This window comes from Bacillus salacetis (genome assembly GCF_003581585.1).
Classification (GTDB): Bacteria; Bacillota; Bacilli; order Bacillales; family Bacillaceae_B; genus Rossellomorea; species Rossellomorea salacetis.
The window spans coordinates 99,183-118,645 of the sequence record NZ_QXIR01000001.1; the positions used below are offsets into that span (position 1 = coordinate 99,183).

A 19,463-nucleotide genomic window follows, 5' to 3' on the forward strand; every position below is an offset into this window, starting at 1 on the left:
CATACTTTTTATACAGCGAAAAAGGACTGATCCCTAATGGGAGGATCAGTCCTTTTTCAATAAAACAAATTACGCTTTTTGAACTTGCTCTTCTCCCATTTCCTGTTTAGCTTTTGCAGCAGCATTTACCTGCTCATCTGCATGATAGGAAGAACGGACAAGCGGCCCAGCTTCACAGTGGCTGAAGCCTTTTTCCATAGCAATTTTGCGAAGTTCCGCAAACTCATCTGGATGGTAATATTTTTGAACCTTCAAATGCTTCTTCGTCGGCTGCAGGTACTGGCCGATCGCCATGATATCCACATTTGCCGCCCTTAGGTCATCCATGGTTTCGATGATTTCTTCTTTTGTTTCGCCAAGACCAACCATGATGCTGGACTTTGTTGGGATTTCAGGCTGAAGTTCCTTCGCACGGGAAAGGAATTCGAGCGTGCGTTCATATGTTGCACGAGCCCTGACTCTCGGAGTCAAACGGCGGACCGTTTCAATATTATAGTTCATGATATCCGGCTTCGAATCCATCAATGTCCGGATGTTATCAAACACACCGCCCATATCGGATGGAAGCACTTCAATTGTCGTAAATGGGTTTTTCCTGCGGATGGCTCTGACTGTCTCAGCAAAGACATTGGAACCGCCATCTTTCAGGTCATCACGGGCAACAGCAGTGACAACGACATGCTTCAGATTCATCAATTCAACTGAATCTGCCACACGTTCTGGTTCAGCCAGGTCCAGTTCATTCGGCAGACCTGTCTTAACGGCACAGAAGCGGCAAGCGCGAGTACAAACGTCCCCAAGGATCATGAAAGTGGCCGTTCTCCTCGTTCCCCAGCATTCATGGATGTTAGGACAGCGTGCTTCCTCACATACCGTGTGAAGATTCTTTTCACGCATCATCTTTTTGAGGCCCATATAGTTATCGTTCGTATTCAGCTTGATCTTAAGCCAATCGGGTTTACGGATATGCTCTTCTTTTTTGCTCATTATTTCATCTCCATTCATCGAAATCACTGTCTAAAGCAAACAGAGTGAAACGCTATTGAAAGCGAATTCCATGGATTTATGTAAAAAAAGTTTAAAATAACATGTTCCCTAGTCACTTTATCACACTAAAAATAGTAAGACAAGCATTCAATTCAGCCATTACCATTAATTGATATTTATGAAAACCATAGACTGTAACACACTAAAGACAGGACTATAAGGAAGGCTCTTTATTTATGCCGTAACGTTTAACTTTATCAACCAGAGCTGGAAAGAAAGGTGGAAGCAATTTGTTCAAGAAAATGATCGCCCTTATTATATGCAGCTTTTTCATAGCCCCTCCTAACCTAGAAGTTCAGGCAGCAGGAGAGGAAGAGCACCTTCCAGAGAGGATGGAACTTTTTAAGAAAATGGAAGCGGCAACGCAGATCCCTTGGTACTACCTGGCTGCAGTGGATCAATACGAGCGCAGTCTCCGCTTTTCCAGGAAAGATTTACCTAAACCGGAAAACCCTATTTCGATATATTTTCCCGATTCGGAATGGGCAGGTCCCCTGAACCCGGACCCACAAGACACAAACCCCAAGACCATTACCTTGTTTGAAGGAATTGGTGTTGACGGAAACAGCGATGGGATTGCAGACCGCAATGATGATGAAGATGTTCTGGCAGCTTTCGCACACTATATCCTCCGGTACGGAATCGATGAGGACAACTTCAAAATCGCTTTATGGAATTATTACCAACGAGATAAATCAGTCAGTATGATCATGGGCAAAGCCAAACTTTATAAAAATTACGGCCACCTGGATCTGGGAGGAAAAGCATTCCCGCTCCCTCTAAGATTCAACTACAGTTATAAGAACACCTGGGGCGACGCACGCGGATGGGGCGGGAGAAGAATTCACGAAGGAACTGATATTTTCGCTGATTACGGGGTCCCGGTAAGATCGACCTGTTACGGGGTCATCGAAATGAAAGGTTGGAACCGCTTTGGCGGCTGGCGCCTCGGCATCCGGGATATTAACAACACCTATCATTATTTCGCCCACCTCAGCGGATTTGCCAAAGACCTGAAAGTTGGCCAAACTGTGGAACCTGGTATGCTGATCGGCGGTGTTGGAAGTTCAGGATATGGACCGCCAGGCACCTCCGGAAAATTCCCACCCCACCTTCACTATGGTATGTACAAAGACAATGGATACACAGAGTGGTCCTTTGACCCTTATCCATATTTAAGAGTGTGGGAAAGACAAGAGCATCAGAAGAAGAGATGAAATCGTTTTTGAGACAAACTGCCAATGACGGTTGACGCAAATTTCATGGTCCCAGCCACCATTGGTTTGGAGCCTGGCTCAAATCTATCCTTTTGTACCTGGCTCAACATCTCGCCAAACGAAAAAGAGCTCCGGATGCGACCCGGAGCTCTCCTTGCTTATTTAGATTTCTTCACTGCGTTAAGGATGCTGCCAACCAAGCCGCCCCAAATGATCACCATACCTAGAATCATCATAAAAATAGCACTGCCTGTCATATCAGCTTACCTCCTTATAGCTCTCGGCATCTGTTTTGGCATGCCAGCTCTTGAATGTAAGGGCAACCCCCGCAATAAGGGCAAAGGCTGCTACAAACCAGCCGCCATATAGAATGAAAGCATCTGAGTACCCTTCATAGTTACCTGTATCCGTGTCAAATTCTTTAAGCAGATTTTGCTTGAATAAACCAAACATCATATATCCAAGAACGATTGGTGTGATGACGCCGAGACATACTTTCCACCAGCCGCCAAGACGGATATCCGATGCAATATTGGCATGCTCCTGGAAAGAGTTAAGCTTGCGAAGGAACCAAGCGATCGCAAGAACCTCGACTAGTCCGACGAATGCTACACCGAATTGGTTGATGAAGTAATCAGCCGCATCAAGGAAGAACAATCCGCCTTGTGTGGCAAACAGGATGGAGATGAGTGCTGCAGCTCCCCCGCCGAAAGCAATTGCCTTGTTACGGGAAATTCCGAACTTCTCAGAGAATCCGGCTACATACGTTTCCGTGATGGAAATCAAGGAAGACAATCCGGCCAAAACCAAGGAAGCGAAGAATAAGAATCCAAACAAGCCATTGAGCGCCGGGAATTCATTGATGATCTGCGGGAATACGACGAACGCAAGTCCGACCCCGCCTTTGACAACCTCTTCTACAGACAGTCCCTGGGCATTCGCCATGAATCCCAAGGCAGCGAAAACACCAATACCCGCAAGCAGTTCAAAACCGGAGTTACTGAAACCAGTGATGAATGCATTGTTAGTGATATCGGATTTCTTTGGCAGATAACTGGAATACGTAATCATAATAGCGAATGCGATGGATAAGCTGAAGAAGATCTGGCCGTATGCCGCCATCCAAACACTTGGTTCCATAATCATATCAAAGTTCGGTTTGAAGAAGGTGTTCAATCCGTCCATTGCTCCCGGCAGAGTGACGGCACGCACCACAATGATCAAGAAAAGGACGACAAGGGCAGGAATGAAGATTTTGTTGGCTACCTCAATTCCTTTTTTAACACCTTTGAACAGGACACCCAGCGTGATGACCCAGACAAGGATCAATGGTACAAATACACCGGTAACAAGGCTTCCTGTCTGTCCTGGCGCCTCTGCAAGCTTCAAGTAATCCCCATAAAGGAAACCTTCAGTATCGCTTCCCCAGCCCAGGTTAAATGAAAATACACTGTATGACATTGCCCAGGCGATGATGACCGCATAGTAGGTGGAGATGACAAATGATACAAATACCGCCCACCAGCCGATCCATTCTGATTTCCTGCTCATCCGGAAAAATGATAATGGTGCAGATCCCCTGTACTTATGGCCAAGAGTGAACTCAAGGACCAAAAGTGGAATACCCGCAGTGAGCAATGCAAATAAATAAGGAATGAAAAATGCCCCTCCGCCGTTCTCATAAGCTACTGCAGGGAAACGCCAAATGTTTCCGAGACCGATTGCGGAACCGACCGCTGCCAGAATGAATCCGGCCCTCGTACCCCATTGTGCACGATCTTCCATGATAACTCCCCCCGTTTACGTTTTTAATCTTTTGTATTTTCAGATTATTTGGATAATCTAAAAACAGTATAGCTAGTATCGGGACGAATGTCAAAGTATTATTTACCATTTCATATTTATTTCCGCCAGGCAGGGAACACAGCCAATGACACGCCAAAAACATTATATAAATATAACTTTCGAGGAATATGAAGGATTATTTTTGTCATACTGCGCCTTTCAACATGAAAAGGCAAAATAAAAGGCTGTTTTCGCATACATTGTTGCTTACAGAAAAATCCCAGGTGCCGGATTTTCCCCCTGTATATAAAGGTTTTACTCTCGAAAAAAAACGAGCAGCTCTTTTCTTTCCTTCTCACAGGGGTATTTACGGCGATATACCACGGTATTAATTGAAATTTATATTGAATAGCAACAAAGTTTACGAAAAGAGCCAAATAAAAAGAGAGAGAAGCCTTGTGTTCAAAGCTTCTCTCTCTTAGAAATCTCATTTAGCTGCTTTCAACTGATGTTACAGTTTTTTTGCCAAATACAGCGAATAGTACAAGCAGGATGATTGTTACGGCAAGGCCGATGAGCGTGCTGCCTGTCAACCCAAGGGCAAGGAAGCCGGCCGCTGCGATTGTAGCTCCGGTCAATGCATAAGGAAGCTGCGTGATGACGTGGTCGATATGATTGCTTCCCGCACCGGTAGATGACAGTATCGATGTATCTGAAATAGGGGAACAGTGATCGCCAAAGACAGATCCGGCAAGTACGGCAGCCATGGCAGGCAATAAGATGCTTACATCGGTAGCCGCAGCAATTTCACCTGCGATTGGAAGAAGGATACCGAATGACCCCCAGGATGTTCCTGTCGCGAAAGCCATAAGGCCCGCCACGATGAACATGATGACTGGAAGAAGCCCGATGTTCAAATCGGATTGCTCTACAAGCCCTGCAAGATATTCACCTGTTTGAAGTGAACCGATCAAGGTTACGATCGACCAGGCAAATATGAGGATGTATACAGCAGGAAGCATCGATTTTATTCCTTCAAGAAAGCCGAGACCCAGTGCCTTGCCATCCAGGTCTTCGGATTTGGACATTTGTCTGAAGAAAAAGATCAATGAGATGACAAGCCCGAACAATCCGCCGTACACCAGGGAAGTTGAAACATCGGTATTTTCGAAGATGGCCAGCAGTGATGCCTCTCCTTCAACAGCCTGGTACCCTGTCCAGAGCATGGCGCTGACAGTTCCGATGATCAAGGCGATAATCGGCCAGATCAAATCACCGACTGTTCCTTTTTCACTTACAGGCAGGTCATTTTTCAACTCACCAGGAATATCTTTTTCAGGATCGTAAACCTCTCCTGTATTGATGGCGCGAAGTTCATGCTCACGCATTTTCCCAAAATCGATTCCCCTGTAGGAAGTGATGAACACAAGACCGATCGCAGCCAGGACATATAGGTTCATTGGGATGATCTGGATGAATGCCGAAAATGCAGAATATCCGGTTATGGCATGGTCAGCCAAGATACCGCCGATCAGGGCGATGATGAATGCTCCCCAGCTTGAAATCGGCGAGATGACGCAGATTGGAGCTGATGTGGAATCGATAAGGTAAGCCAGTTTAGCTCTGGAAATCTTGTGGCGGTCTGTGATCGGCCTGGAGACCTGTCCTACTGCCAGTGCGTTGAAATAGTCGTCAATGAAAATGATGATGCCTAAAACAGCTGTAAGCATCTGAGCGCCTGCTCTTGTCTTGACGCGCTTCATTGCCCAATCACCAAATGCCCTGCTTCCCCCTGAGATGTTGACGAAAGCCGTAATGACTCCAAGAATCAACAGGAATAAGATGATATAGACATTCCATGTGTTCAGTTCACCGCCATCCACGAAGATTCCTTTGAACGAATCCCAGATGATTTTGAGTGTTTCAATAATAGAGAATTCAGCAAGAAGAAATGCTGCCGAAATGATCCCGACACCAAGGGACAACAGTACCCGCCTTGTCAGGATAACCATTAGAATGGCCAATAGGGGTGGTAATAAAGAATAAATTGTGTTTTCCATTTTTCTCCTCCTGTTTGATAGGGAGGGAACAATAGCAGAATGATAGAGGAAAATAAAAAAGGCAACAATAGAGAATCCTATTATTACCTTTAGTAATATAGTCATTTCTCCATCACGATCTGTAGCTCCCCATTATAATCTTTAAAAAGACTTATAATGACAGTGTTACCCTTATTCAAGGTAACCCCAGCAGAAAAGATTCTGACCAATCCTCTCCTGCTTCGGCACATATCCCCTTTCAACTCAAGATCACAGGTGTCATCCTTACTCGGTTTACTGATGAATATGTGCAGCCTCTACCCCATCGGATTTAGATGATTGTAGTAAATATTAAATTCACTCACTTACTATAACAGCTATCTGTGGTACTGACAAGAACAAATTTGTTCATTTCTGTGAATTCCCACTCGGATAAATTAATCAAGAGGAACCTCGATGGATGGAGCTGAATCCCCGCCGCTGTTAAAGAACTGAGGCACTTCGCCTTTCATCAACCCCATGGCTACAAGGATCTTTTGTTCTATTGTTTTTGTATCCGTTGCAAAAGGAATGATGATTTGCACATTTACTTGGACATGGATATATACTTTTACCATCGCATTGTTTATACCAAATTCCTGAACCTCTGTTTCTATATCAGAAACTACATCACCGATGGCGTTGAATTTAACTGGAACTTTCGGCCCTAAGTTACCCAACAATGCATTATTGGTAGCTTGCCCGATCGGTACCGAAAAGACTATCCCTTCCTCTTCTCCCCCACTCTCTTCAATATCGACATCAGTCAAGAATTCCAGGTCCTTCAGATTACCACGTTCAGCTTCCTTTAGATTGAGCTGGACAAGGTTGACGATTTCATTCTGGACACGGGTGATGATCTCTGTGTTGAACTGCCTGTATCCCCCTTCCCCGTCGGATGCGTCAGTTTCCTGGGTCACTTCATTGATATCCATCACATTGGCGATTTTCTTACTGACTGCTTTATTAATAACCAATGTACCAATCCGGCTCGTCTGAGTTTCAGCATAACTGACCAATGTGGGTTTCAATCCTTCATTGATAATCCACAAACCCCCGGCTGTGGAAAACATGAAAAATACAAACGTCAGCAGGAATACATATCGAAAAGGCAGCGGTCCTCTTCGGGGTTTATATTTTTTATTTTTAATCAAAAAAATCCCCCCTTACAAGCTATATCTATGCTTGTAAAGGGAGGATTAGCGCAAAAAAATTCATTTGACCCCCAATAATCTGCTTTCAAAGTCAGGGTCAAAATCTGTGATTGTCACATCAAGGCTCAACCTTAAATCCAAGGTATACGGATCGGCCAGTTCATCTGCACCTTCTGCGATTATGCGAACAACAGGACGTTCCGTAAGATTCTTATTCTGTCTTTCCACAATGCCTCTTCGACCGTCACTAAGGACGACCACCATTCCGTTGGGATATATCGCAACAGATTTCTTGAATGCCTGGATGACATTAGAATCAAACAGCGTCCCAGATCCGGCATATAAAATTTCCAGTGCTTCATGGGGCAGCATGGCTTCCCGATAGACCCGGTTGGATGTCAAGGCATCGAATACATCCGCTACAGCGATGATCTTGGCAAATGGGTGAATCTCATCTCCTTTGAGACCGCGCGGATAGCCGGACCCATCCAGCCGTTCATGATGCTGAAAAGCACAATGGGCAACCAGCAAAGATACATTATGTAACCTTCTCAGCAGATCAAAACCATATTCTGAATGTTTTTCAACTTCCTTGAATTCTTCATATGTAAGTTTTCCAGGCTTCATCAAAATGTCTTCCGGTACCATCATTTTGCCGATATCATGCATGATGGCCCCGAGCCCCAGCAAATCCAGCTGTTTCGGCGGCATACCAAGTTCAAGACCGATTGCCAGGGTATAAAGTGTAACATTGAAGGAGTGGTGAAAGACATAGGAATCATAGGCGAACACATCCGTCAACAATGTCAGCAAATCCCTGCTACCTTTTATCTCTTTGAGGATGGTGTCAATGACTTCCTTAAAGCTTGCAGCGCTCTGTTCCAAAGCAACCAGGTTGCCGGACACCGAATTGTTTTCTAAGTGAGTAAAGGTGGAATCGATCTTGTTGATGGCATCCTGCCTGACTTTGACAGGGATGGAGTCGGATGCTTCAATTCCGGCGGATAAGCCGTCTTCTATGTACACATACTGGATATTCATTTCGATCAATCTATGAATCATCCGCTCCGTGACGGATACGCCAGACTTGATAAGGGCCTTTCCCTGGCCATTGTATACCGTAGTGGCCATAACCATCCCTGGCTTTAACGTTTTCGTTGATAAAAATCTCATAGAATTCTCCTATGTGTTGCCCATCATTTTCGACAAAAATTACTAATATCTTCATTATAATGCATTTAAAGGTATTTTCAACCAGCCATTTCTCCACTTTTATTGATTTTGGAGACAGCAGCGAAAAATAGGAGTTTATGACCAGTAAGGATATACAATTTTACGTGAAAATCCCCTTGTACCCTTTACCCCGTTCTCATCATTCCTAAACCTGAGTACTTTTGCACCAAAAAATAACCTGAACCACAAATGGCCCAGGTCTTGATTTATATCATTTTCAGCAAAGCATCCCTGCCGGTCATACCTGCAGTGATACCCAGTTGTCCTGCTTCATGCGTCACTGATTCCAGAGGGGCATCGATCAACTGCTGGATGGTTTTGACTCCTACAGCTCTGCCGGCGATGATTTTTCTGTCCTTCAGCTTTTCATTCAGTAAGCCCACATCAAGGGCACCGCACATGATATACCCTTTATCACTCGTCACTACAAGCAGATTGGTCTTCGGAAGTTCTACAGATACCGCAAGAAAAGTGTGACCTTCTATATCAACAGGGGAAAGATTCATCAATGTCATCCTCTCCTTTCAACTTCTATGATATGAAAGAAGAGGATAAGTGGTGAAAGCTTAAGAAGATCCCCGGCCATTGAGCTTCCAAATCAATACATCCCTCAAAAATTCCGGCATGAAATAATGCTTTTCCGCACGTTGCAGCTCAGGAAAGAAGTGGCCGAATGTGAACATATCGGATGTTGCCAGTTTATAGGTTTTATGAGGATCAATCAGTTCTCCCCTGATATAAATATGTTGAATATCTTTTCCAAAGGAGACTTCACTATAGGTAAAGCCACCCATTACCTTGCCGCGGAACCCAAGCCCTTTCACTTGCAGATGATGAAGTTCTTCATCTCTTGTAGCTTTTAACACTTCCTTGATCTCTGCACCTGTAAGGGTGATCACACAAGGGTTGATCGGGTGGGGCAGGATCCTGTGAATGTCATATCTTGTCACGTCCCCTTTCTTGAGACCCTCCAATAACAAGCCGTTATTCAGGAAGGCACAATCAGCTTCGCACCATTCAAGAATCCCGTCAGACAGCAGTTGAGGGAGCGAAGAAGGCAGGAACCAATCAGCTTCCAATTCACTTTCCAGATACACCACCTGGCCACCCAAAAGTTCCTGCCCCTTTTCATGCCAAGCTTGAACCTGATGCCCTTCATCTACAGAAGCAGGCAGGCGATCTTGTTCGTACAGCTGTGCTTTCCGGGAAGCGATACGCTTTGTTTGCGCATCAATTTCAAGGATGATATGGCCGACATAGTTCCCATGCTTTCCTCCTGCTCCAAGAAGGGTTCCATTCACTTCTATTCCCTCATGAAGAATGTGATGGGTATGCGCTCCAAGGATGATATCCACTTCCTTAAATTTCCCTGCGATCCATTCATCGTCCCTTATCCCAAGGTGGGAAAGAAGCACAATCACATCCGATTGCGGGGCAAGCTCTTTCAGCCAAAAACTTAACTGGTCCATTGGTGAATATATATTCCACCCCAAAGGTTTATAAAAAGGGGCAAAATGAGCCGTCAGACCAATGACACCTATTTTGCAGCCTGACTTGGTCTCATAAATTTTATAAGGCTTAGCCCACTTAGGCAGCTTATGATCCCTTGTATAAAGATTCGCCAATAACACATCGAACTTTGCATTTTCATATAGATCATTCAGTTCTTCATATGAAAACGTGATGCCTTCGTTGTTGCCGATGGTGACAGCATCAAATCCAGCTTCATTCAGCAATTCCACATTCCCTTTCCCCAGGGTTCCTTCAGAGAATGGATGCCAGCGGTCCACATGGTCACCTATATCAAACAGAAATACCCCGTCCTCTGCTTCCTTATGCCATTGTTTTCTCTTTCTTAGAAAATCACGGATTCGTGGCCAGTTTTCAAAATGACTATGTAAGTCGTTTGTATGATAAATATGAATTATTTCTTTCAATCTTCACCCTTCTTCCCTTCACATGGTCATCCAGTAAAGCCCTGGTAGACCAGCCTGATTCCGATTAATACCAAGATGATGCGGAGGATATTGACCAGCGCAGCCGACTGCAGCTTTGAATTCAAATAAGCCCCTCCCTTCGCACCAATCCAGGCGCCGGGTATGAGAGCCAGAGCATAAAGCCAGTTAACATTCCCTAAGTATATATGTGTTGCTGAACTGACCATTGCTGATAAAAACACCATGAACATCGAAGTCGCAACAGCTACATGCGGAGGGAACAGAAAAATCAAGATCATCGCCGGCACCATCAGTGAACCGCCGCCTATGCCGAAGAGGCCAGAAGTAAACCCGACCGCAAAAGCTATACCTGCACCCAGCACAGGCGGGAACCCGTATGTATATTCTCTGCCTTCTGCATCTGTGAACCTCTGCTGATAACTGCTTTGTTTAAAGGCTTCAATCGGTTTGATCTTATTTCTGACCATAAGGATGAACGAAACCAGTATCATAAAGAAACCAAAATATAAATTGAATGACTCCATATTAAAAGATCTATTAACAATCGCCCCTATGACTGATCCGGGACCGGCACCAAGGAAAAACAGGAGTCCGCTCTTGTAATCAACCGTTTTATGCTTTATATATGATAACGTAGATGAAAGGCCGGTAAATATCATGATCACCAATGATGTTCCGACTGCCACCTGCGGCCCTAAGTCTTCCAGGAAAGCTGTATAGCCGCCAAAATAAACAAGCGCAGGAACAATGATGACTCCTCCGCCCAATCCGACCAGTGAGCCTAGTGAACCCGCAAACAGGCCAATAAGTACTAAAATGATCCACTCCATGTTGTCATCTCCAAATCCATTACTCAAATACTCGAACTTTATCAGAACAAATCAAGCTGCCTTGGCGCCAGATCCGTATACTGGATATCCAGCATATCAAGAAATTGTTTAGCATTATCTGCCGCATCCCCGCCGGAATTATTATTAAATACAATGTAAATATCTTTTGTTTGTTGTATTAAATCGTTTAGCTTCTCTTTCCACTCTGCCAATTCCTGTTCATTATACCGGTAAAGGTAGCGGACTTCCCGCCAGTTTCCTCCGTTCGGCTTCTGCCACCCATGTACATTCCTGCCATGAAAGCGGATCAAAGTCATATCATCTCTCGTCGCTTGAAGAACAGTCGGAACCGAGCCCTCACCCGACTGGGGTTCATCACAAATACTGTGGATCCAGCCTTCTTCCTCCATAAACGCAAGAGTTCCTTCTCTATATTGGGGATAAAACCAGGACTGATGCCTGAACTCCAATGCGAGAGGCAGGCCTGGAAGCATCTCTTTGCAGTACCTCAGGTAATCCACATTTTCTTTCTTGCAGTCAAACCATGGCGGGAACTGCAGGAGCACCATCGCCAGTTTGTTGGTATCAATGTATGGCTTCAGCGATTCCTTAAAGGCTTGAAACATCTCCTCTTTGCTGCTGAAGGGGATATCCCCCCGATTATGGCCGGTCATTCCCTGGTAAGCTTTCACTATGAAGCGAAAAGAAGCAGGCGTTTCCTTCACCCACTTTTCTGCATTGCGCAGCGGCTGGACAGCATAAAAGGTTGAATCCACTTCGACTATCGGAAAATGAGCAGAATACTCTTTCAGCTTATCCCTCTGTGGTGTATTGTTATACAGCGAATCATGGTCTCCCCATCCGGTCAATCCGATATATATCAAAACAGCACCCCGTTTCGTTTTGTACTTAAATATTTTCGAAAGGTCCATTTCTAAAGATAGTTGCTTTCTGCTCCAATTTCGCGGCTCCGCGGGGCGGGCGGTGAGCCTCCGGGGTCTCACCTGTCCTGCTATTCCCGCAGGAGGCCGCACAGCTTCCGCTCTAATCAACCTACGAATATAAATGTCACCACAGAGTTCAAAAGAAACATCTTTTAGAAAAAATATGACTAGTCTATATGTAATACATCTTTACCCGAAAAGCAAAGATGAAAATCCAAATCAGTCATACTAAACATACCACTGTTGGCTCTGGATGGGCAACCGGTTGGACTTTGGCTGGGATAGGAGGTGCCGGTTGATTTTATCGGCGATTTTTTGGATTTATCAGCGATTCCCGGCAGTTTATCGGCGATTCTTTTGATTTATCAGCGATTTTTGGAAATTTATCAGCGATTTTCAGGATTTATCGACCATTCAACAGAAATCGGATCCCGCCTGCCATGCCCCTGAACTTACGCATAACAAAAAAAACCGCATGCGCGGGGCATGCGGAGATTGCTGTATTAACCGATGGAACCTTCCATTTCGAATTTGATCAGGCGGTTCATTTCGACGGCGTATTCCATTGGAAGTTCTTTTGTGAATGGCTCGATGAAGCCCATGACGATCATTTCTGTTGCTTCTTCCTCAGAAATACCGCGGCTCATCAAGTAGAATAATTGCTCTTCAGATACTTTTGAAACTTTCGCTTCGTGCTCCAATGAAATGTTGTCGTTCAGGATTTCATTGTAAGGGATCGTATCAGAAGTGGATTGATTATCCATGATCAGCGTATCACACTCGATGTTGGAGCGTGCTCCTTCTGCTTTGCGTCCAAAGTGTACGATTCCGCGGTATGTTACTTTACCGCCTTGTTTGGAGATCGATTTGGAAACGATTGTAGAAGAAGTATTTGGTGCAAGGTGAGTCATTTTCGCACCTGCATCCTGATGTTGGCCTTTACCTGCCAATGCGATTGACAAAGTCATGCCCCTTGCGCCTTCACCTTTAAGGATGACAGCAGGATATTTCATTGTCAGCTTGCTTCCGATGTTTCCGTCAACCCACTCCATTGTAGCGTTGGCTTCACAAACGGCACGCTTCGTAACAAGATTATAAACATTGTTCGCCCAGTTCTGGATGGTTGTATAACGGCAATAGGCATCTTTTTTGATGATGATCTCAACAACCGCTGAGTGAAGGGAGTTGGTTGTGTAAACAGGTGCTGTACAACCTTCTACATAGTGTACACTTGCTCCCTCATCAACGATGATCAATGTACGCTCAAATTGACCCATGTTTTCGGAGTTGATACGGAAATACGCTTGAAGCGGTGTTTCCACTTTGATTCCTTTTGGTACATAGATGAACGACCCGCCGGACCATACAGCTGAGTTCAATGCAGCAAATTTGTTGTCAGTTGCTGGAATTACTTTTGCCCAGTGCTCACGGAAAATATCTTCATTTTCTTTAAGAGCTGAATCTGTATCTTTAAACACGATGCCCTGTGCCTCAAGATCTTCCTGCATGTTGTGGTAAACAACTTCGGATTCGTACTGTGCAGATACACCGGCAAGGTACTTTTGCTCAGCTTCCGGAATTCCAAGTTTATCAAATGTTTGCTTGATTTCTTCAGGAACCTCATCCCATGAACGCTCTGATTTTTCAGATGGCTTTACATAGTAAGTGATTTCATCAAAATTCAAACCGTTTAAGTCCCCGCCCCATTGAGGCATTGGCATTTTATAGAAATGTTCCAATGATTTCAAACGAAAATCAAGCATCCATTGCGGTTCTTCTTTCATGCGTGAAATCTCTTCAACGATTTCACGGGTCAGACCGCGTTTTGAACGGAAAATTGATACGTCTTTGTCAGAGAAACCGTATTTATAATCTCCGATCTCAGGCATTTTTTTCGCCATGTTGATTCCTCCATTCTAAGTGTGAATCATTCGGGGTCACTGCCCTTCCTTGACTCCTTTTTCCATCGCCTTCCAGGCTAGTGTGGCGCATTTGATCCGTGCCGGGAATTTCGCCACACCCTGCAGGGCTTCTATATCACCAAGGTCGATATCTTCATCATATTCTTTCCCTTGCATCATATTCGAAAATACTTCAGAAAGCTTCATTGCAGTATCAACATCTTTGCCCTTGATGATCTGTGTCATCATTGAGGCAGAAGCCATTGAGATTGAACAGCCTTCGCCATCGAATTTAGCATCCGTCACTTTGCCATCTTCCACTTTCATGTTGAGATGGATACGGTCGCCGCAGGTAGGGTTATTCATGTCCACCATCAGGCTTCCGTCCTCAAGCGAGCCTTTGTTGCGCGGGTTTTTATAATGATCCATTATGACCTGTCTGTACAATTGATCTAAATTGTTAAAAGACATCGCTGAAATACTCCTTTGTTTTCACTAGTCCTGAAACAAGCTTGTCAATATCCTCTTCAGTGTTGTAAATGTAAAAGCTTGCCCGTGCTGTCGCGGAAACCTTTAGCCACTTCATCAGGGGCTGGGCGCAGTGATGGCCTGCACGTACTGCAATCCCCTCGGCATCCAGCACTGTTGCCACATCGTGTGGATGAACATCATCGAGATTGAATGTGACCAAACCCGCACGCTTGGCCGGGTCCTTCGTGCCATAAATGACCATGCCGTCAACTTCGGACATTTTTTCCATAGCGTAAGCCGCCAGGTGATGTTCATGCTTTTCAATATCGTCCATTCCGATTTCCTCTAAAAAATCGATGGCTGCACCAAGGCCGATAGCTCCGGCAATGATCGGTGTTCCGCCTTCAAATTTCCAAGGAAGCTCTTTCCAGGTCGATTCATACATGCCGACAAAATCGATCATTTCACCGCCGAACTCCACAGGCTCCATGTTTTCAAGAAGATGTTTCTTTCCGTAAAGGACACCGATACCTGTCGGCCCTCCCATCTTGTGGCCGGAAAAAGCAAAGAAGTCACAATCAAGGTCCTGTACATCAACCTTCATATGCGGGGCTGCCTGCGCACCATCTACCATCATGACAGCACCGTGTTCATGAGCAACCCTTGCAATCTCCTTAATTGGATTCATCGTGCCCAGCACATTGGAAACCTTCATGATGGAAACGATTTTCGTGTTGGAAGTAACGGTGTTCTTCATATCTTCTATCGAGATTGTCCCATCTTCCTGAAGCGGGACATACTTCAATGTTGCGCCTGTTTCTTTGGCAAGCTGCTGCCATGGGATGATGTTGCTGTGATGCTCCATATGGGAAATCACTATCTCATCACCCTCGCCGACATTCGCCCGTCCGTAGCTGGCAGCCACTGTATTGATTGCCGTTGTAGTACCTCGCGTGAAAATGATTTCCTCCACAGAAGCCGCATTAATGAACTTGCGGACCTTCTCACGAGCACCTTCATATCCATCCGTCGCCCGGGTGCCAAGAGTATGGACCCCGCGGTGGACATTCGAATTATATTCACGATAGTACTTATCCAGTGCTTCAATAACCTGCAGGGGTTTTTGGGATGTTGCAGCACTGTCAAGGTAAACTAATGGATGTCCATTGACTTCCTGGTCGAGAATCGGAAAATATTTACGAATCTCTTTGGCATTCATTAATTTACTTTCCTTTCAATAACTTCAGTAAGCTGTTTTTTAACTCCTTCGATTGGAAGCTGGTTTACAACCGGCGCCAGGAATCCGTGGATAACCAGGCGCTCCGCTTCATGACGGGGAATACCGCGGCTCATCAAGTAGTAGAGCTGTAAAGGATCTACACGCCCGACTGAAGCAGCGTGCCCTGCCGTAACATCATCTTCATCGATCAACAGGATCGGGTTTGCGTCTCCGCGCGCTTTTTCGCTGAGCATAAGAACACGTGACTCCTGTTCAGCATTCGACTTGGATGCACCGTGTTCGATTTTGCCGATACCGTTGAAGATAGAAGAAGCTTCATCCTTCATGACACCGTGCTTAAGGATATAACCTTCTGAGTTTTTGCCGAAGTGAACCACTTTTGTAGTGAAATTCTGTTTTTGTTTTCCACGGCCGACAACAACAGTCTTAGTGTCTGCATAGGAACCGTCACCAATAAGGTTGGTTACATTTTCAGAAACTGTGTTTCCGTCATTCATCAGTCCCAATGCCCAGTCGATACGGGCATCTCTTGCTGCTGTTCCCCTGCGGTTCACATAGGTCGTGATGCCGCTTGAAAGATTATCAACAGCTCCGTAAGTCACCTTGGCATTGTTGTTTGCAAATACTTCGGTAACAATGTTATAGATACCTTCTTCCACATCCACTGCAGAAACGTAGTTCTCTACATATGTTACAGAACTGTTGTCATCCGCAACCACCAATACATGGTTGAAAAGCGTAGTGTCTGCATGGTCTTGGATATAGACAGCCTGGATTGGCTGTTCCACTTCTACGTTTTTCGGTACATACAAGAAGGCACCGCCGTTCAGAAGCGCAGCATGAAGGGCCGTCAGTTTGTGTTCGTCCACTTTGACGCCTTCCTTCATGAAATATTTCTGAAGCAGTTCACCATGTTCTTTGATGGCTGTCAGAATATCCGTAAAGATAACTCCTTTGTCTTTCAACTCTTGAGAAAGAGTCAGGTGAGCAGGAGTATTGTTTCGCTGGATATATAGGTTCTTGTTTTCATTATCTGTATCAATTAAAGCTTTTGCAGCTTCGGGAAGCTCACTCAAATTTTCATAAGGTTTGCTGTCTACAGTATGCTGCTTGAACTCCGTGAAGTTCCACTTATTGATCTTGGTTTTATCAGGTTTAGGAAGCTCCAATTCCCCCGCTTTAGCCAAAGCCTGGGTACGAAGGGCAGAAAACCATTCCGGCTCTCCAAGACCCTTCGAAAAGGAGTCCAGATATTCCTTTTCTACTGGTAGTTTCGTTTCTACAGTCATATTAATCCCCCTAACACTTACGCTTCTTGGCCGACAGTTTCGTCTTTGATGCCTAACTCTTCTTTGATCCAGTCATATCCTTCAGACTCCAGCCGCTTTGCGAGCTCAGGTCCGCCTGATTTCACTACGCGTCCCTGCATCATTACGTGTACTTTATCCGGTGTAATGTAGTTAAGCAGACGCTGATAGTGGGTAATGATTAAGCATCCGAAATCTTCACCGCGCATCTTGTTGATCCCTTTTGAAACGATTTTCAAAGCATCGATATCAAGACCTGAGTCAATCTCATCAAGGATTGCAATCTTAGGCTGGATCATCATCAATTGAAGGATTTCATTACGTTTCTTTTCCCCGCCGGAGAAACCTTCATTCAAATAACGCTGAGCCATATCCGGATCCATTTCAAGCTCTTCCATGTTGGAATCCATTGTGCGGATGAATTTCATTAAGGAAATTTCCTGGCCTTCTTCACGGCGGCTGTTAATCGCTGAGCGCAAGAAGTCGGCATTTGTCACACCGCTGATTTCACTTGGATACTGCATAGCAAGGAATAGACCTACTCTTGCACGCTCGTCCACTTCCATTTCCAGTACGTCTTCACCGTCGAAAGTGATGCTGCCTTTTGTTACTTCGTATTTAGGATGTCCCATGATTGCTGAAGATAATGTGGATTTCCCAGTTCCGTTTGGACCCATTACTGCATGGATTTCTCCACCTTTGATTTCAAGGTTTACACCTTTTAGAATTTCTTTACCTTCAATCTCAACATGAAGATCTTTGATTGTTAGAGTTGAACCTGCCATTATGATACCTCCGTGATTTTATAAGAAAGTTTATTTTTAACCATTCTCAATTTATTCTCATTACAATCTTATAACAAATAAAAGCTATAAGCAACTGTTAGAGCCGTGCTAAATTGAATCCAAAACTTCGTATTTCTGACCCTTTTCTATTGTTTACTTCAGCAGCACCATTCATGTAAGCAGACGCTTCTCAAAGGAGTGCTTCATATCTATTTTCTCTGCCTTGAATAAGAGTAACAAACTATTCCCAATCAGTAAATACAATGCTGATTACGTTATGAATTGCAGTTTCCCGCAGAATATTGAAAATCAAGAACTCGTTTTACCCTTAGTGCTCGGCAAGGGACATAAGCACAAGGATAGCAGGTTTTTTCTTTTTAATTTTTCCGGTATTTAACAGTCTACTTTTCAAGTTGAAACCTCATTAACCTCTATCAGAAGCCAAATACAAAGAAAAACCAGTGTTGTCATAAACACTGGTTTTTCACCTAGTTTCTTCCTATTATATATTTGCGTGTATTTTACGATCCAAATCGGCAATCATTCTTCTGCTTTCGATGTATTCATTCTCTCTTCTCTTTTCCACTTGCATACGAACATCATGCTTCCTTTTGTACGTTTCATAGCCAACTCCGTGAGCTCCATGCATCGCCTTTTCCATTTCATTCGTATACTCCATATTCAGAGAGTCGTTGATAATGAATCATTCCTTTCAAGTTTTTAACTACGTTTATAATCATACTACCCCCTGTTTTCAAAGACAAAACGCATATCAAGGGATTTCCAGTTTTTAACGGGGGTTTCAGCTGTTTTTCAAAAACCGGTGACCCTCTACCTTATATTTTTACGAAAATACCTCCATATACTTCTGATTTGAATTTTTCTTTTTTAGACAATAAAACTTTAGCACTTTAAAGCACCCGGGGACTGTCCCCGGGTGCTTTAAAGTGCTAAAGAAATCATTGTTTCAGTTGGTTTAATTCCTGGAATGATTCCTGTACAAGCGTTACAGCCTGGCTCATTGCAGCTCCCCCGCCGAACGCAGCCGTCACGCCTACCGCTTCCAGGATTTCCTCTTCTGAGCATCCTTGATCAACACACCCTTTGGTATGGTAAATGATGCAATATTCATCCTGCGAGTATAAACTGATTCCAAGCGCAATCAACTGCTTTTCTTTTTGAGAAAGCACACCTTCTTTAAAACACTGCTCCGTAAACGCATTATAATGTTGGGCCAATTCCGGCATTTTTTTAGTGAACTCGCCAAGCCCCTGCTTATAGTGATGCAGGGCGGCTTCAGTTGAATTTCTGAAATCCATTTCCATTCGCTCCAGCTCCATTCCTGTTATTGTCCAATTCAGAAATAGTATGAGCTAAAGGATGTAAGTTTATGTTTATTTAAGAACCTTTTTATGGCAGATAGGAAACGGCACATTCTTTTGGATTTATTAGCAAACATTCATAGTGCCTGATACGGGTCCACACACCCTCCAATCCTCATATAAATATGAGG

General features: G+C 44.4%; 18 protein-coding genes and 1 riboswitch. Of the genes, 1 reads left to right on the forward strand and 17 read right to left on the reverse strand.

The window, feature by feature from the left end; all coding sequences use genetic code 11:
* Window positions 1–69: 69 nt before the first annotated feature.
* Window positions 70–987 carry a lipoyl synthase gene (gene lipA / locus D3H55_RS00505; RefSeq protein WP_119544851.1) on the reverse strand — a complete coding sequence of 306 codons (918 nt, stop codon included), beginning with the start codon at window positions 985–987 and terminating at the stop codon, window positions 70–72.
* 302 nt (window positions 988–1,289) lie between these two features.
* Here lipA and D3H55_RS00510 point away from each other — a divergent pair, with 302 nt between their 5' ends.
* The gene (locus tag D3H55_RS00510; protein WP_119545168.1) at window positions 1,290–2,264 is read left to right on the forward strand and encodes a M23 family metallopeptidase; all 975 of its coding nucleotides are present in this window, start codon (window positions 1,290–1,292) and stop codon (window positions 2,262–2,264) included.
* Window positions 2,265–2,422: 158 nt separating this feature from the next.
* Here D3H55_RS00510 and D3H55_RS00515 read toward each other — a convergent pair whose 3' ends face one another.
* The 16 genes from D3H55_RS00515 to D3H55_RS00590 form a co-directional block, all read right to left on the reverse strand.
* Window positions 2,423–2,521: a methionine/alanine import family NSS transporter small subunit gene (locus D3H55_RS00515; RefSeq protein WP_119544852.1), complete on the reverse strand. Its 99-nt coding sequence runs from the start codon at window positions 2,519–2,521 to the stop codon at window positions 2,423–2,425.
* 1 nt (window position 2,522) lies between these two features.
* A complete protein-coding gene (locus tag D3H55_RS00520; RefSeq protein ID WP_119544853.1) occupies window positions 2,523–4,049 on the reverse strand; it encodes a sodium-dependent transporter in 1,527 nt (508 codons plus the stop codon).
* A 491-nt stretch (window positions 4,050–4,540) separates the two neighbouring features.
* The gene (locus D3H55_RS00530) at window positions 4,541–6,109 is read right to left on the reverse strand and encodes a Na+/H+ antiporter NhaC family protein (protein ID WP_119544855.1); all 1,569 of its coding nucleotides are present in this window, start codon (window positions 6,107–6,109) and stop codon (window positions 4,541–4,543) included.
* Window positions 6,110–6,223: 114 nt separating this feature from the next.
* Window positions 6,224–6,416, reverse strand: a riboswitch (Lysine riboswitch).
* A 109-nt stretch (window positions 6,417–6,525) separates the two neighbouring features.
* Entirely contained in the window at window positions 6,526–7,281 is a 756-nt protein-coding gene (yunB, locus tag D3H55_RS00535) for a sporulation protein YunB (protein WP_119544856.1), read from the reverse strand.
* Between the two features lie 60 nt (window positions 7,282–7,341).
* On the reverse strand, window positions 7,342–8,454 hold the full coding sequence (locus D3H55_RS00540) for an HD-GYP domain-containing protein (RefSeq protein ID WP_119544857.1): 1,113 nt from the start codon (window positions 8,452–8,454) through the stop codon (window positions 7,342–7,344).
* Between the two features lie 266 nt (window positions 8,455–8,720).
* The gene (locus D3H55_RS00545; protein ID WP_420808721.1) at window positions 8,721–9,029 is read right to left on the reverse strand and encodes a YunC family protein; all 309 of its coding nucleotides are present in this window, start codon (window positions 9,027–9,029) and stop codon (window positions 8,721–8,723) included.
* A 51-nt stretch (window positions 9,030–9,080) separates the two neighbouring features.
* On the reverse strand, window positions 9,081–10,451 hold the full coding sequence (locus D3H55_RS00550) for a bifunctional metallophosphatase/5'-nucleotidase (protein WP_119544859.1): 1,371 nt from the start codon (window positions 10,449–10,451) through the stop codon (window positions 9,081–9,083).
* 26 nt (window positions 10,452–10,477) lie between these two features.
* Window positions 10,478–11,302 (reverse strand): sulfite exporter TauE/SafE family protein, encoded by an 825-nt coding sequence (locus tag D3H55_RS00555; RefSeq protein WP_119544860.1) that lies wholly within the window; start codon window positions 11,300–11,302, stop codon window positions 10,478–10,480.
* 41 nt (window positions 11,303–11,343) lie between these two features.
* A complete protein-coding gene (locus tag D3H55_RS00560) occupies window positions 11,344–12,186 on the reverse strand; it encodes a DUF72 domain-containing protein (protein WP_119545169.1) in 843 nt (280 codons plus the stop codon).
* Window positions 12,187–12,749: 563 nt separating this feature from the next.
* Window positions 12,750–14,147, reverse strand: a complete 1,398-nt coding sequence (gene sufB, locus D3H55_RS00565; RefSeq protein WP_119544861.1) for a Fe-S cluster assembly protein SufB — start codon at window positions 14,145–14,147, stop codon at window positions 12,750–12,752.
* 36 nt (window positions 14,148–14,183) lie between these two features.
* Window positions 14,184–14,618, reverse strand: a complete 435-nt coding sequence (gene sufU, locus D3H55_RS00570; RefSeq protein ID WP_119544862.1) for a Fe-S cluster assembly sulfur transfer protein SufU — start codon at window positions 14,616–14,618, stop codon at window positions 14,184–14,186.
* The gene (locus D3H55_RS00575; RefSeq protein ID WP_119544863.1) at window positions 14,608–15,837 is read right to left on the reverse strand and encodes a cysteine desulfurase; all 1,230 of its coding nucleotides are present in this window, start codon (window positions 15,835–15,837) and stop codon (window positions 14,608–14,610) included. Before D3H55_RS00575 ends, sufU begins: the two co-directional genes overlap by 11 nt.
* On the reverse strand, window positions 15,837–17,147 hold the full coding sequence (sufD, locus tag D3H55_RS00580; protein WP_119544864.1) for a Fe-S cluster assembly protein SufD: 1,311 nt from the start codon (window positions 17,145–17,147) through the stop codon (window positions 15,837–15,839). Before sufD ends, D3H55_RS00575 begins: the two co-directional genes overlap by 1 nt.
* A 17-nt stretch (window positions 17,148–17,164) precedes the next feature.
* Window positions 17,165–17,950, reverse strand: a complete 786-nt coding sequence (gene sufC / locus D3H55_RS00585; protein ID WP_119544865.1) for a Fe-S cluster assembly ATPase SufC — start codon at window positions 17,948–17,950, stop codon at window positions 17,165–17,167.
* A 502-nt stretch (window positions 17,951–18,452) separates the two neighbouring features.
* Window positions 18,453–18,629 carry a YuzK family famiily protein gene (locus D3H55_RS23930; protein ID WP_168412910.1) on the reverse strand — a complete coding sequence of 59 codons (177 nt, stop codon included), beginning with the start codon at window positions 18,627–18,629 and terminating at the stop codon, window positions 18,453–18,455.
* A 280-nt stretch (window positions 18,630–18,909) separates the two neighbouring features.
* Window positions 18,910–19,275, reverse strand: coding sequence for a carboxymuconolactone decarboxylase family protein (locus D3H55_RS00590; RefSeq protein ID WP_119544866.1), 366 nt, complete (start codon window positions 19,273–19,275; stop codon window positions 18,910–18,912).
* Window positions 19,276–19,463: the final 188 nt, after the last annotated feature.

Coding starts and splice junctions, on each gene's coding strand:
- D3H55_RS00530 (WP_119544855.1), bottom strand. CDS start 6,109: ATGGAAAACACAATTTATTCTTTATTACCACCCCTATTGGCCATTCTA.
- D3H55_RS00540 (WP_119544857.1), bottom strand. CDS start 8,454: ATGAGATTTTTATCAACGAAAACGTTAAAGCCAGGGATGGTTATGGCC.
- D3H55_RS00545 (WP_420808721.1), bottom strand. CDS start 9,029: ATGACATTGATGAATCTTTCCCCTGTTGATATAGAAGGTCACACTTTT.
- lipA (WP_119544851.1), bottom strand. CDS start 987: ATGAGCAAAAAAGAAGAGCATATCCGTAAACCCGATTGGCTTAAGATC.
- D3H55_RS00590 (WP_119544866.1), bottom strand. CDS start 19,275: ATGGAAATGGATTTCAGAAATTCAACTGAAGCCGCCCTGCATCACTAT.
- sufC (WP_119544865.1), bottom strand. CDS start 17,950: ATGGCAGGTTCAACTCTAACAATCAAAGATCTTCATGTTGAGATTGAA.
- sufD (WP_119544864.1), bottom strand. CDS start 17,147: ATGACTGTAGAAACGAAACTACCAGTAGAAAAGGAATATCTGGACTCC.
- D3H55_RS00510 (WP_119545168.1), top strand. CDS start 1,290: ATGATCGCCCTTATTATATGCAGCTTTTTCATAGCCCCTCCTAACCTA.
- D3H55_RS23930 (WP_168412910.1), bottom strand. CDS start 18,629: ATGGAGTATACGAATGAAATGGAAAAGGCGATGCATGGAGCTCACGGA.
- D3H55_RS00520 (WP_119544853.1), bottom strand. CDS start 4,049: ATGGAAGATCGTGCACAATGGGGTACGAGGGCCGGATTCATTCTGGCA.
- D3H55_RS00515 (WP_119544852.1), bottom strand. CDS start 2,521: ATGACAGGCAGTGCTATTTTTATGATGATTCTAGGTATGGTGATCATT.
- D3H55_RS00575 (WP_119544863.1), bottom strand. CDS start 15,837: ATGAATGCCAAAGAGATTCGTAAATATTTTCCGATTCTCGACCAGGAA.
- sufU (WP_119544862.1), bottom strand. CDS start 14,618: ATGTCTTTTAACAATTTAGATCAATTGTACAGACAGGTCATAATGGAT.
- D3H55_RS00555 (WP_119544860.1), bottom strand. CDS start 11,302: ATGGAGTGGATCATTTTAGTACTTATTGGCCTGTTTGCGGGTTCACTA.
- sufB (WP_119544861.1), bottom strand. CDS start 14,147: ATGGCGAAAAAAATGCCTGAGATCGGAGATTATAAATACGGTTTCTCT.